Here is a 12,710-nt window from a genome sequence, read left to right on the forward strand (position 1 = left end):
TGTGCGCGCTTGTGCGACGGAGCGGAAAACAGAGGGGGTGCCGGGGCGGAACGCGTCGCGACGGACGCATACCATCGACCCAGACCCTCCTGCTTCGCATGATCGGGAGCGGGAGACGCTTCGAACGAGGGGACATCGTGGACGAGAGCGGCGGGAGCGGGCAGCCGCGGTCCGGCACCGACGAAGCGACCGAGCGCCACGGGGAGCAGCGGGCCCCCTCGGCCGCGGATGCCACGCGTCCCGGACCGGAGGGCTCCGAGCACCCCACCGGGCCGACACCACCCACGACCCCGGGCACCCCCGAGGCCGCCCCGTCCCCCGACGGCCCCCACGACCCCACCGACTCCGCCCGCGAGGCCGCGACGCAGGGCGACTCCTCGAGCGGGGCCGAGGACGGGGCCGAGGTGCCCGTCGATTCCTCCCACCGGGCCGAGGCACCCGCCGGTCCCGGTTCCCCTTCCGATTCCTCTGACGAGGCCGACGCGCGTCACGGCTCCTCCGCCGGAGGCCACCCGCACACCGAGCCCGAACACCCCCGAACCCTGGCCCACTCCGGAACCGGCACCGGTACCGGCAAGACGCAGCCCCCGCGACGCGGCCGGGAGCCCGGTGGCGGGCTGCTGATGGGGCGGCCGTTCGGTGTGCCCGTGTACGTGGCGCCCAGCTGGTTCCTCGTGGCCGCGCTGATCACCTGGGTGTTCGGCGGCCAGCTCGACCGCGTGCTGCCCGAACTCGGCGCCCTGCGCTACCTCGTGTCCCTCTTCTTCGCGGTCGCCTTCTACGCCTCCGTCCTCGTCCACGAGCTGGCCCACACGGTCGCCGCCCTGCGCTTCAAACTGCCGGTGCGCCGGATCCAGCTGCAGTTCTTCGGCGGCGTCTCGGAGATCGAGAAGGAGGCCGAGACCCCGGGCCGGGAGTTCGTACTGTCCTTCGTCGGACCACTGCTCTCCCTCGTCCTCTCGGGCCTCTTCTACCTCGCCATGCTGGCCGTCGAGCCCGGCACGGTCCCCGGCGTGCTGCTGGCCGGCCTGATGATCTCCAACCTGATCGTGGCCGGCTTCAACCTGCTCCCCGGTCTGCCCCTGGACGGCGGCCGTATGCTCCGCGCGGTCGTCTGGAAGATCACCGGCAAGCCGATGAGCGGCACGATCGCCGCCGCCTGGGTCGGCCGCGCCCTCGCCGTCTCCGTACTGATCGGCCTGCCCCTGCTCACCCAGTCCGGAGCGCTCGGCGCCACCCAGGACAACATCGGCGGCATGGACACCGTCACCGACGCCCTGCTCGCCGCGATCCTCGCCGCGATCATCTGGACCGGCGCCGGCAACAGCCTCCGCATGGCCCGTCTGCGCGAACACCTGCCCGAGCTGCGCGCCCGCTCACTCACCCGGCGCGCGGTCCCGGTCGAGACCAGCACCCCGCTCTCGGAGGCGCTGCGCCGCGCCAACGACGCAGGCGCCCGTGCGCTGGTCGTCGTCGACGCCAACGGCGAACCGCTCTCCCTCGTCCGCGAGGCCGCCATCGTCGGCGTACCGGAGCACCGCCGCCCCTGGGTCGCCGTCAGCGGCCTCGCCCAGGACCTCACCGACGGCATGCGCGTCTCCGCGGAACTCGCCGGCGAGGCCCTCCTGGACACTCTCCGTGCCACCCCGGCGACCGAGTACCTGGTGGTGGAGGACTCGGGCGAGATCTACGGAGTCCTGTCGGCGGCGGACGTCGAGCGAGCCTTCGTCAAGGCGATGGCCCGCCCGTCCTGAGCTGTACGCGCCCCCGCCCGAGCGTGGTCGGCGCCCCGCGCAGGGACCGGTAGGCTGGTCACATGTCCGAACCGACCGGTGCCGCCCGCAGGCGCGGGCCCTTCAAGGTCGGGGACCAGGTTCAGCTGACCGACCCCAAGGGCCGCCACTACACGTTCACGCTCGAGGCCGGGAAGAACTTCCACACCCACAAGGGTTCCTTCCCCCACGACGAGCTGATCGGCGCTCCCGAGGGCAGCGTTGTCCGCACCACGGGGAACGTCGCCTATCTCGCGCTGCGCCCCCTGCTCCCCGACTACGTCCTGTCCATGCCCCGCGGCGCTGCCGTGGTCTACCCCAAGGACGCGGGGCAGATCCTGGCCTTCGCCGACATCTTCCCCGGCGCGCGCGTCGTGGAAGCGGGCGTGGGCTCCGGCTCGCTCAGCAGCTTCCTGCTGCGCGCCATCGGCGACCAGGGCATGCTCCACTCCTACGAGCGCCGCGAGGACTTCGCGGAGATCGCCCAGCAGAACGTGGAGCGCTACTTCGGCGGCCCGCACCCCGCCTGGCAGCTCACCGTCGGCGACCTCCAGGACAATCTGTCCGACACCGACGTCGACCGTGTCATCCTCGACATGCTCGCCCCCTGGGAGTGCCTGGAGGCCGTCTCCAAGGCGCTCGTCCCCGGCGGCATCCTGTGCTGCTACGTCGCCACCACCACCCAGCTCGCGCGGACCGTCGAGTCCATCCGCGAGATCGGCTCCTTCAACGAGCCGTCCGCGTGGGAGTCGATGATCCGCAACTGGCACGTCGAGGGCCTGGCGGTCCGCCCGGACCACCGGATGATCGGCCACACCGGCTTCCTGCTCACCGCCCGCCGCCTCGCGGACGGTGTCGAGCCGCCCATGCGTCGCCGCCGCCCGGCCAAGGGCGCATACGGCGACGACTACACCGGTCCGAACGCCGACGGCGGCTCAGGCCGCTGACCCGAGCGGCGCCCACGCCGTCGACGTACTCAACGCACCACACCTGCGGCCGAGTTCCCGGAAGCACTCCGGAGCTCGGCCGCAGCGCGTTCCCGTGCGCGGGCCGCGGGACAGGCGGACAACTCCGCCGCAAGCCCTTTCCGTTGGCCCGCCGCCGTGACACGCCGCCAGAAGTCCGGACCCCGCCGTTCCACCCCACTGTGACGTGTGGCACCATGCTGGCCACCCCACCCCCACCGTCACGGCCCTCCCAGGAGACGCTCCTAGTGCAGCAATCCGTCGTCCCGGAACTGGCACACACCCACACCCGTCCCATCCACTGGCTCGCCACGGCCACCGCCCTGGCCGGAGTCGTCGCCCTCTCCTCGGTCCTCCAGCCCGGCTCCGCGACGGCGGCCCAGCCCGGCCCCGGGGCCAAGTCCGCCCCGGCCGCGACGGCGCCCCCGGACTCCGCGGGCGTCACGTTCCCGATCGACTGCGGGCCCGTCAAGGTCCTCGTGCAGAAGAAGGCGTCCGGAGACCTCGACGGCGACGGCAGCCCGGAGACGGTGGCCGTGGTCCGCTGCGACGCGGGCATCGGCACCCCGCCCAACGGCGTCTACGTCATCACCCGGGGCGGGTCGGGAGCCAAGAAGCCCCGCGTCGTGGCCACCCTGGTCGACCCGAAGGACCGCCTCAGTGTCACCGACTTCGCGGTGCGTGACGGCGCCGTCACGGCGACCCTGCTCGGCTACTCCTCTGCCGACGTGCCGAGTTGCTGCCCGGACGTGAAGGAGCAGGCCAAGTGGCAGTGGAAGAACGGCACGTTCATCCGCTCGACACCCTCCGGGGCCCAGAACGCATGAGAAGTATGTGAGAAAAGAGACATGTCGTGACGCGGAGTGCCCTGAGGGTCACTCCGCGTCGGGGCCGTAGACCTCGACCCTGTCCGAAACTCGACGTACGTGGATGCAGTCGCCCGGGCACTCCTTCGCGGAGTCGGCGACATCCCGCAGAAGCGTCAGCGGTACGGGCGTTGTGGCGCCCGGGGCCTGCAGGAGCTCGTCGTCGGCGCTCTTCACATAGGCCAGGCCGTCGATGTCCAGCTCGAAGACCTCCGGCGCGTACTGGGCGCAGATGCCGTCTCCGGTGCAGAGATCCTGGTCGATCCAGACCTCGAGTGCCTCGCCGCCGCCTGGGGCCTCCTGCTGCACGGTCATTTCTCCTGCCGTTTCCTGCGTCGAGCGATCCGCAGACTGGGGAATCGGGCCAGCTCTGACGGGTGTTGAACACGTCGACCCTACCTCCGCCCGCTTCCCGACCGTGTTCGGTGGGTATTCCCCTGGCGTGAGGGAGAGCGCAAGGGTGAAGATCGGACACACCCCGACAGTCTTTGTGATCTAGGGGTTTCAATCGACACCCACCCAGGTAGGGTCTGGAAGCGTCCAGCTCCCCTTGGAGGAGGTGAGGACCGTGGCAGCCCACGACGACGACATGAACCGCGGCATCCGCCCGGGACGAGGGTCCGATGACCCTGCCGGGCAGGTTGCCTACCTTGAGCAGGAGATCGCCGTCCTGCGACGCAAGCTCGCCGACTCTCCGCGGCACACGAGGATTCTCGAAGAGCGGATCGTCGAGCTGCAGACCAACCTGGCCGGCGTGTCCGCACAGAACGAGCGGCTCGCCAACACGCTCCGTGAGGCCCGCGACCAGATCGTGGCCCTCAAGGAAGAGGTCGACCGGCTGGCACAGCCACCGGCCGGTTTCGGTGTCTTCCTCGTGGCGAACGAGGACGGCACGGCGGACATCTTCACCGGGGGCCGCAAGCTCCGGGTGAACGTCAGCCCCAGCGTGGAGCTCGAAGAGCTCAGGCGCGGCCAGGAAGTGATGCTCAACGAAGCCCTCAACGTGGTCGAGGCCATGGAGTACGAGAGCGTCGGCGACATCGTCACCCTCAAGGAGATCCTCGAGGACGGCGAACGCGCCCTCGTGGTGGGGCACACCGACGAGGAACGGGTGGTACGGCTCGCCGAGCCGCTGCTGGACGTCACCATCCGTCCCGGCGACGCTCTGCTTCTCGAACCCCGTTCCGGCTATGTCTACGAAGTTGTCCCCAAGAGCGAGGTCGAGGAGCTCGTCCTCGAAGAGGTCCCGGACATCGGCTACGAGCAGATCGGCGGCCTGGGAAACCAGATCGAACTGATCCGCGACGCGGTCGAGCTCCCTTACCTCTACCCCGACCTCTTCAAGGAGCACGAACTGCGGCCGCCCAAGGGTGTGCTGCTCTACGGGCCTCCTGGATGCGGCAAGACGCTCATCGCCAAGGCGGTCGCCAACTCGCTGGCCAAGAAGGTCGCCGAGGTCACCGGCCAGGCCACCGGCAAGAGCTTCTTCCTGAACATCAAGGGCCCCGAGCTCCTGAACAAGTACGTCGGCGAGACCGAGCGGCAGATCCGCCTCGTCTTCCAGCGTGCTCGTGAGAAGGCCAGCGAGGGCACCCCCGTCATCGTCTTCTTCGACGAGATGGAGTCCCTCTTCCGCACCCGTGGATCGGGCGTCAGCTCGGACGTGGAGAACACCATCGTCCCCCAGCTGCTCGCCGAGATCGACGGCGTGGAAGGCCTGGAGAACGTGGTCGTGATCGGCGCCTCGAACCGCGAGGACATGATCGACCCCGCGATCCTGCGCCCCGGACGACTCGATGTGAAGATCAAGATCGAGCGCCCGGACGCCGAGGCCGCCAAGGACATCTTCGCCAAGTACCTCACACAACGCCTACCGCTGCACTCCGACGACCTCGGTGAGCACGGCGGGGACCGGGCGGCCACCGTCCACGGCATGATCCAGACCGCCGTGGAGCAGATGTACGCCGAATCCGAGGAGAACCGCTTCCTCGAGGTCACCTACGCCAACGGCGACAAGGAAGTCCTGTACTTCAAGGACTTCAATTCCGGCGCCATGATCGAGAACATCGTCGGCCGCGCCAAGAAGGCAGCGATCAAGGCCTTCCTCGAGCAGAACCAGAAGGGCCTTCGGGTCTCCCACCTCCTCCAGGCGTGCGTGGACGAGTTCAAGGAGAACGAGGACCTCCCGAACACCACCAACCCGGACGACTGGGCCCGAATCTCCGGAAAGAAGGGCGAACGGATCGTTTACATCCGTACGCTCGTCACTGGAAAGCAGGGCGCGGACACCGGACGCTCCATCGACACGGTGGCGAACACCGGGCAGTACCTGTAAAAGCCAGGGCGGCTGCGGGTGCCCTCCACGGGTACCCGCAGCCGACTGCTTTCCGGGGCACGGCTGGAGCAGAGCAATGACGCAAATGATCTCCCCACCAGCGCAGAGGCGTTCTAGGCTCTTTCGTACCGCCGAGTCGCGCGTTGCGGGGACGGGCACCGCACACGCACCGGAGCACCAGCGGTACTTGAGCAGCGCCCCCGACCGAGGGCGCTGCCGGGCAAGGAGGGCCGCATGACCGTACGGCGAGTAATGGGCATCGAGACGGAGTACGGGATCTCCGTCCCCGGCCACCCCAACGCCAATGCCATGCTCACCTCGTCCCAGATCGTCAACGCGTACGCGGCGGCGATGCACCGGGCGCGCCGCGCCCGCTGGGATTTCGAGGAGGAGAACCCGCTGCGGGACGCGCGAGGCTTCGACCTCGCCCGCGAGGCCGCCGACTCCAGCCAGCTCACCGACGAGGACATCGGCCTGGCCAATGTCATCCTCACCAATGGCGCACGGCTGTACGTGGACCACGCACACCCGGAGTACAGCGCTCCCGAGGTCACCAACCCGTGGGACGCCGTCCTGTGGGACAAGGCCGGCGAGCGCATCATGGCGGAGGCCGCGGAGCGCGCGGCCCAGCTCCCCGGCGCCCAGCCGATCCACCTCTACAAGAACAACACCGACAACAAGGGCGCCTCGTACGGCACGCACGAGAACTACCTGATGAAGCGGGAGACCCCCTTCTCGGACATCGTGCGCCACCTCACGCCGTTCTTCGTCTCACGCCAGGTCGTCACCGGAGCGGGCCGCGTCGGTATCGGCCAGGACGGGCACGAGCACGGCTTCCAGCTCAGTCAGCGCGCGGACTACTTCGAGGTCGAGGTGGGCCTCGAGACCACGCTCAAGCGCCCCATCATCAACACGCGCGACGAGCCGCACGCGGACGCCGAGAAGTACCGCAGGCTGCACGTGATCATCGGTGACGCGAACCTGTCGGAGATCTCGACCTATCTCAAGCTGGGCACGACCGCCCTGGTCCTGTCCATGATCGAGGACGGCTTCATCGCCGTCGACCTCGCCGTCGACCAGCCGGTGCGCACGCTGCACCAGGTCTCGCACGACCCCACGCTGAAGCGGCTCGTCACGCTGCGCAGCGGACGCACGCTGACCGCGGTGCAGCTCCAGATGGAGTACTTCGAGCTGTCGCGCAAATACGTGGAGGAACGGTTCGGGGCGGACGCCGACGACCAGACCAAGGACGTCCTGGCCCGCTGGGAGGACACCCTCAACCGCCTGGAGAACGACCCGATGAGCCTCTCGGGGGAGCTCGACTGGGTGGCCAAGCGGGAGCTCATGGAGGGCTACCGGCGCCGTGACGGCCTCGACTGGGACGCGGCACGGCTGCACCTGGTCGACCTCCAGTACGCCGACGTACGGGCCGAGAAGGGCCTGTACAACCGTCTGGCGGCGCGCGGCAAGATGAAGCGGCTCCTAGACGAGCGGGACGTCGAGCGGGCCCGTACGAAGCCGCCGGAGGACACCCGTGCGTACTTCCGCGGGCGCTGTCTGGAGCAGTACGCGGACGATGTGGCGGCGGCCTCCTGGGACTCGGTGATCTTCGATCTGCCGGGCCGGGACTCGCTCCAGCGCGTCCCAACCCTGGAGCCGCTTCGCGGAACGCGTAATCACGTCAAGGAGCTCCTAGACCGCTGCCGCACGGCGGAGGACCTGGTCAGGGTCCTGTCAGGCGGCTGACCGGGCCGCCAGGGGCGTCGGAGCCCGGGCGGCGCAACGGGGTGGAAAGACGCGACGTCCGGGAATCATCGAGGTGGCTCCCGGACGTTGTAGCAACTGCGGGGCCGATGTCGGACCCTGCTTGTAGGGTCTGATCAAGAACGTCGAACCGAGCGGGGTGAGGGTTATGGCGACCAAGGACACCGGCGGCGGACAGCAGAAGGCGACGCGTTCCACCGAGGAGGTCGAGGAGCAGGCGCAGGACGCGCAGGTATCGGACGACCTCAAGGAACGCCAGGAAAAGCTGAGCGACGACGTCGACTCGGTTCTGGACGAGATCGACGATGTCTTGGAAGAGAACGCCGAGGACTTCGTGCGCTCCTTCGTTCAGAAGGGTGGCCAGTAGGCCACTTTTCCCTTCGATTCGAAGGCCTTACGCGGAGGCGACTGAGCGCCGGAAGGGCTGGGCGTGAAGTGCTGCTCGCGGTGACGGGAAATCGGGCCGCGGGCAGCCTTCGCCGGCGATGCCCGCCGCTCGTAGGGGTGTCGCATTTTCATGGGGCTGTGCGTGATCAAAGGGCTCCGTGAGATCAAGGGGCTCCGTGAGATCGAAGCGGCTCCGCGTCATCAATGGAGCCCTGCGGGATCGGTTTGAAAGGTCCCGCAGTTCATGTGGATCACCGCCATGAGACGGGTAGGGTCCGTGGCGTACCGTGCTTCAACTGCAATTCGGCCATCGGCAAGTTGGGAGATGATCCCGACGCTGTTCGTCGGGCTGCCGCCTACTTGGAAGGATCCCCGTGGAAGCCAACACTCGTAGCACCGGGCGTCTACCGGCTGCCTTCCTGACGCCCGGGTCGTCGTCCTTCATGGACTTCCTGTCCGAGCACCAGCCGGAGATGCTGCCGGGCAAGCGGCAGCTGCCGCCCGTCCAGGGCGTGATCGAGGCCCCGCACGGCACGACCATCGTCGCCGTCACGTTCCCCGGCGGAGTGGTCCTCGCCGGCGACCGCCGGGCCACCATGGGCAACATGATCGCTCAGCGCGACATCGAGAAGGTCTTCCCGGCCGACGAGTACTCGGCGGTGGGCATCGCCGGTACGGCCGGTCTGGCCGTCGAGATGGTCAAGCTGTTCCAGCTGGAGCTGGAGCACTTCGAGAAGGTGGAGGGCACCACCCTCTCCCTGGAGGGCAAGGCGAACCGGCTCTCCACCATGATCCGTTCCAACCTCGGCATGGCCATGCAGGGCCTCGCCGTGGTCCCTCTCTTCGCGGGTTACGACGTGGACCGCGACAAGGGCCGCATCTTCTCCTACGACGTCACCGGCGGCCGCTCCGAGGAGCACGGCTACGCCTCCACCGGCTCCGGCTCGATCTTCGCGCGCGGTGCCATGAAGAAGCTCTACCGCGACGACCTGACCGAAGAGCAGGCCACGACCCTCGTCATCCAGGCGTTGTACGACGCGGCCGACGACGACTCGGCGACCGGCGGTCCCGACGTCGCCCGCCGGATCTACCCGATCGTCACCGTGATCACCGAGGACGGCTTCCGCAGGCTCACCGACGACGAGTCCTCCGAGATCGCCCGCGCGATCCTGGAGCGGCGTCTGGAGCAGCCGGACGGTCCGCGGGCCGCGCTGCTCTGAGCCCGGCTCCTTTCGCCAAGGTGACCCAGTGACTTCGACAGAAAGGGACGGATAACCGGTGTCGACGCCGTTCTATGTCTCACCCCAGCAGGCCATGGCCGACCGGGCGGAGTACGCCCGTAAGGGCATCGCCCGCGGTCGCAGCCTCGTTGTGCTGCAGTACGCCGACGGCATTGTGTTCGTCGGCGAGAACCCGTCCCGTGCGCTGCACAAGTTCAGCGAGATCTACGACCGGATCGGCTTCGCGGCCGCCGGCAAATACAACGAATACGAGAATCTGCGGATCGGTGGTGTGCGCTACGCCGATCTTCGGGGTTACACCTATGACCGTGATGATGTGACCGCTCGGGGTCTGGCGAATGTGTACGCGCAGACGCTGGGCACGATCTTCTCCTCGGCCGCCGAGAAGCCGTACGAGGTGGAGCTCGTTGTCGCCGAGGTGGGGGAGACCCCCGAAGGCGACCAGATCTATCGGCTGCCGCACGACGGGTCCATCGTGGACGAACACGGGTCCGTCGCGGTGGGTGGCAATGCCGAGCAGATCAGCAGCTATCTGGACCAGCGCCACCAGGACGGGATGTCGCTGGCGGAGGCGCTGAAGCTGGCCGTGCAGTCGCTGTCGCGGGAGCCGAACGGGGGCGAGCGGGAGATCCCCGCGGAGCGCCTGGAGGTCGCGGTCCTGGACCGTACGCGTCCGCAGCAGCGCAAGTTCAGGCGGATCGTCGGGCGTCAGCTGGGCCGGCTGCTGGAGGAGGGCGGCGCGGAGACCGCCACGGAGGCCGAGGACGCCGAAGACGAGGAGTGACCGTTGGTCTTCGCCCTGCCCGCCGGGTGCCGGTGGGTGGGGCGGGGCAGGGCCGGTACATCAGCCCGTCGCCGCCGGATCGGACGTTGCCCCATGGGGAGCCGTTTCCAGACCCGGACGCAGGCGACGGGCTTTGATGTACCGGCCCTGCCCCTTTTGTGCGTCGGCGGCCGCGGGTGCGTGGGGCGGGCGGTCTACGGGGAGCGTGGTGGGGCTGTGGAGCCTCGTACGACCAGGTGTACCGGGATGTCGCCCACGGGGGGTGTTCGGCCGTCCAGGACGGCCAGGAGGGCTTCCATGCCGCGTTCGCCGAAGCGTTCCGCGTCCAGGCGGACGGTGGTGAGCTCCGGGTCGATGGCCTGGGCCAGTGCCAGGTCGTCCAGGCCTGTGATGGAGAGGTCCTCGGGGATGCGCAGGCCCAGGCGGCGTGCCGCCTTGTAGGCGCCTGCCGCCAGTTTGTCGTCGTCGCAGACCAGGGCGGTGGGGCGGGGGCCGGGGGCGGCGAGCGCCGTCTCCGCGACGGCCAGGGCGTCCTCGAAGGAGATCGGGGCTCGGGTCGTGCGGAGGTCGGTACCGGGGACCTCGGACAGGCGCTCGGCCAGTTCCCGGGCGCGTACCTCGAAGGTCCAGGACGGGATGTCCGCCGCCAGATGGAGGAAACGGCGGTGGCCCAGGGACAGGAGGTGCTCGGCCACCTGTCGTACGCCGTCCTTGATGTCGAGATTGACGGTCGCCGCGCCGAGGCTGCCCTCCGGGTCGCTGTCGAGCATCACCAGGGGGAGCTGGTCACCCCGGATGGCGGTCAGGGCGTCCGCGGCCATGGAGGAGGCGATGACACCGTCCAGGGCGGCCGCCGCGGAGCCGAACGGGTCACGGGCGGGGCCGATGCCCTCGGGGGAGGGGTACAGGACCACGCCGAAGCCGTGGTCCGCCGCGACGCGGGCCGCGCCGGTGTAGACGCCCGCGAAGAACTCGGTGGTCAGCGCGGGGACCACCAGGAGGACCGTACGGGTGCGGCCCAGGCGGAGGTTGCGCGCGGCCAGGTTCGGGCGGTAGCCGAGCTCCTGGGCGGCCTCGCGGACGCGTTCCGCGGTCGTCTCGGAGACCCGGCCGCGCCACTTGTCGCCCAGCACCAGGGAGACGGCGGCCTGGGACACCCCGGCGGCCTGGGCGACGTCACGGCTCGTCGGGCGGGTGCTACCTCGTGCCACCGGCGACCTGCTCCTTCGTCTGGACTCGCGGACTGGGCACATGGTACGTATGACACAGGGCGTTATACGTAAAACCTCGTGTGCATGACCAGTCGGACGTCACGCGTTACCGGAAGGGCATGACATGGCCGCGGGATACCTGGAGATCCTCAGGGCGAGGCACGCCGCACGGCTGCTCGCCGGCACGCTCACCGGGCGGCTGCCGAACGCCACCGCCGCCATCGCCGTCGTGCTCTTCGTGCGGGCGCAGGGCGGGACGTACAGCCTGGCCGGTGCGCTCGCCGCCGTGTACGGGGTGGGCAACGCCGTGGGGCAGCCGCTGCTCGGGCGGCTCGTGGATCTGTACGGGCAGCCCCGCGTCCAGCTGCCGGCCTCGCTCGTCTCGGCCCTCGGGATGGGCGTCTTCGCCTTCTCGGGCACCGACCCGCTGCCGGTGGCGTATCTCTCGATGGTCGTCGCCGGGCTCTTCACGCCGCCTCTGGAGGGCGGTCTGCGGGCGTTGTGGCCCTCCGTGCTGCGCCGGGAGGAGCAGGTGCACACCGCGTACGCGATGGACGCCGTGGCGCAGGAAGTCATGTTCACCGTCGGACCCTTGCTCCTGACCCTGTGCGCTTCGCTCTGGTCCGCCCGGGCGGCGCTGCTGATCCTGAACGTCGTCGGGGTACTGGGCGCCCTCTCCGTGGTCCTCTCGCCGCCCTCGCGCGCGTGGCGTTCGGCACCGCGCGAGGCGCACTGGCTCGGCGCGTTGCGCTCACCCGGGCTGCTGGCGCTGCTCGGCGCGTTCCTGTTCGTGGGGATCGCGCTCGGCTCGATCACGGTCGCCGCGGTGTCGTACGCCGACGACCACGGCGGCGACGCGGTCTACGGCTGGCTGATGGCGGCCGTGGGGCTCGGGGCCCTCGTCGGTGGGACGGCGTACGGGGCGCGGCGGTGGAGCGGCGCGCCCGAGCGGCGACTGCGGGGGCTGGTCGCCCTTCTGGCGGTGTGTTACCTGCCACTCGTGCTGATGCCGGGCGCGGTCGCGATGACGGCCCTCGCGGCGCTCGCCGGGGTCTTCCTGGCCCCCTGCATCGCCTGCGCTTTCATCATCGTCGACCGGCACGCGCCGAGGGGCACCGTCACCGAGGCGTTCTCCTGGCTTGTGACGACGTTCACCGTGGGAGCGTCGGTCGGAACGGGCCTGGCGGGCCCGGTCGTCGAGTGGGGCGGGGCGGTGTGGGGCTTCGCCCTGCCGGGTGCCGCGGGTGCCGCCGCGCTGGTGGTTCTGCTGGCCACGGGGCGGGTCCTCGCAGCTACCGGGGACGGTGCGGTCGTTGCGGTCTCATCGGAAAATGATCCAAACCGTGCCGTCGAACCCCGTTTCAGCTCGGGGGATCGGGCGTAAT

The 12,710-nt window shown here is 69.5% G+C and carries 11 protein-coding genes and 1 pseudogene; 10 read left to right on the top strand and 2 right to left on the bottom strand.

The window, feature by feature from the left end:
* The first annotated feature begins 137 nt into the window (after positions 1 to 137).
* From SMIR_RS31390 to SMIR_RS31400, 3 genes are all read left to right on the top strand, one after another.
* Positions 138 to 1,754: a site-2 protease family protein gene (locus SMIR_RS31390; RefSeq protein WP_168490177.1), complete on the top strand. Its 1,617-nt coding sequence runs from the start codon at positions 138 to 140 to the stop codon at positions 1,752 to 1,754.
* 62 nt (positions 1,755 to 1,816) lie between these two features.
* Positions 1,817 to 2,719 carry a tRNA (adenine-N1)-methyltransferase gene (locus SMIR_RS31395; RefSeq protein ID WP_101406100.1) on the top strand — a complete coding sequence of 301 codons (903 nt, stop codon included), beginning with the start codon at positions 1,817 to 1,819 and terminating at the stop codon, positions 2,717 to 2,719.
* Between the two features lie 266 nt (positions 2,720 to 2,985).
* The gene (locus SMIR_RS31400) at positions 2,986 to 3,564 is read left to right on the top strand and encodes a hypothetical protein (RefSeq protein ID WP_168490176.1); all 579 of its coding nucleotides are present in this window, start codon (positions 2,986 to 2,988) and stop codon (positions 3,562 to 3,564) included.
* A 48-nt stretch (positions 3,565 to 3,612) separates the two neighbouring features.
* Here SMIR_RS31400 and SMIR_RS31405 read toward each other — a convergent pair whose 3' ends face one another.
* On the bottom strand, positions 3,613 to 3,918 hold the full coding sequence (locus SMIR_RS31405; RefSeq protein WP_168490175.1) for a ferredoxin: 306 nt from the start codon (positions 3,916 to 3,918) through the stop codon (positions 3,613 to 3,615).
* Positions 3,919 to 4,171: 253 nt separating this feature from the next.
* On the opposite strand from SMIR_RS31405, the gene arc reads away from it, so the two are divergent.
* The 6 genes and pseudogenes from arc to prcA all read left to right on the top strand — a co-directional run bounded on the left by arc (position 4,172) and on the right by prcA (position 10,114).
* Positions 4,172 to 5,938, top strand: a complete 1,767-nt coding sequence (gene arc / locus SMIR_RS31410; protein WP_099923559.1) for a proteasome ATPase — start codon at positions 4,172 to 4,174, stop codon at positions 5,936 to 5,938.
* Between the two features lie 234 nt (positions 5,939 to 6,172).
* Positions 6,173 to 7,684 (top strand): depupylase/deamidase Dop, encoded by a 1,512-nt coding sequence (gene dop / locus SMIR_RS31415; RefSeq protein WP_343323942.1) that lies wholly within the window; start codon positions 6,173 to 6,175, stop codon positions 7,682 to 7,684.
* A 166-nt stretch (positions 7,685 to 7,850) separates the two neighbouring features.
* Positions 7,851 to 8,069: a ubiquitin-like protein Pup gene (locus SMIR_RS31420; protein ID WP_060902297.1), complete on the top strand. Its 219-nt coding sequence runs from the start codon at positions 7,851 to 7,853 to the stop codon at positions 8,067 to 8,069.
* Between the two features lie 215 nt (positions 8,070 to 8,284).
* Positions 8,285 to 8,512: pseudogene (locus tag SMIR_RS31425) on the top strand (endonuclease domain-containing protein); the annotation flags it as partial.
* Positions 8,464 to 9,309 (top strand): proteasome subunit beta, encoded by an 846-nt coding sequence (gene prcB / locus SMIR_RS31430; RefSeq protein WP_168490174.1) that lies wholly within the window; start codon positions 8,464 to 8,466, stop codon positions 9,307 to 9,309. The pseudogene SMIR_RS31425 and the gene prcB, both read left to right, overlap by 49 nt.
* Before the next feature lie 58 nt (positions 9,310 to 9,367).
* Positions 9,368 to 10,114 carry a proteasome subunit alpha gene (prcA, locus tag SMIR_RS31435; RefSeq protein WP_054231166.1) on the top strand — a complete coding sequence of 249 codons (747 nt, stop codon included), beginning with the start codon at positions 9,368 to 9,370 and terminating at the stop codon, positions 10,112 to 10,114.
* Positions 10,115 to 10,308: 194 nt separating this feature from the next.
* Here prcA and SMIR_RS31440 read toward each other — a convergent pair whose 3' ends face one another.
* Positions 10,309 to 11,325, bottom strand: a complete 1,017-nt coding sequence (locus SMIR_RS31440) for a LacI family DNA-binding transcriptional regulator (protein WP_211118671.1) — start codon at positions 11,323 to 11,325, stop codon at positions 10,309 to 10,311.
* A gap of 124 nt (positions 11,326 to 11,449) precedes the next feature.
* On the opposite strand from SMIR_RS31440, the gene SMIR_RS31445 reads away from it, so the two are divergent.
* Positions 11,450 to 12,709, top strand: coding sequence for an MFS transporter (locus SMIR_RS31445; protein ID WP_212727669.1), 1,260 nt, complete (start codon positions 11,450 to 11,452; stop codon positions 12,707 to 12,709).
* Position 12,710: the final 1 nt, after the last annotated feature.

Source organism: Streptomyces mirabilis (assembly GCF_018310535.1).
Lineage (GTDB): Bacteria > Actinomycetota > Actinomycetes > Streptomycetales > Streptomycetaceae > Streptomyces.

Bases quoted from the DNA above. Each gene is read 5' to 3' on its own strand.
- dop (WP_343323942.1), top strand. From the start codon at position 6,173: ATGACCGTACGGCGAGTAATGGGCATCGAGACGGAGTACGGGATCTCC.
- SMIR_RS31420 (WP_060902297.1), top strand. From the start codon at position 7,851: ATGGCGACCAAGGACACCGGCGGCGGACAGCAGAAGGCGACGCGTTCC.
- SMIR_RS31445 (WP_212727669.1), top strand. From the start codon at position 11,450: ATGGCCGCGGGATACCTGGAGATCCTCAGGGCGAGGCACGCCGCACGG.
- SMIR_RS31395 (WP_101406100.1), top strand. From the start codon at position 1,817: ATGTCCGAACCGACCGGTGCCGCCCGCAGGCGCGGGCCCTTCAAGGTC.
- SMIR_RS31405 (WP_168490175.1), bottom strand. From the start codon at position 3,918: ATGACCGTGCAGCAGGAGGCCCCAGGCGGCGGCGAGGCACTCGAGGTC.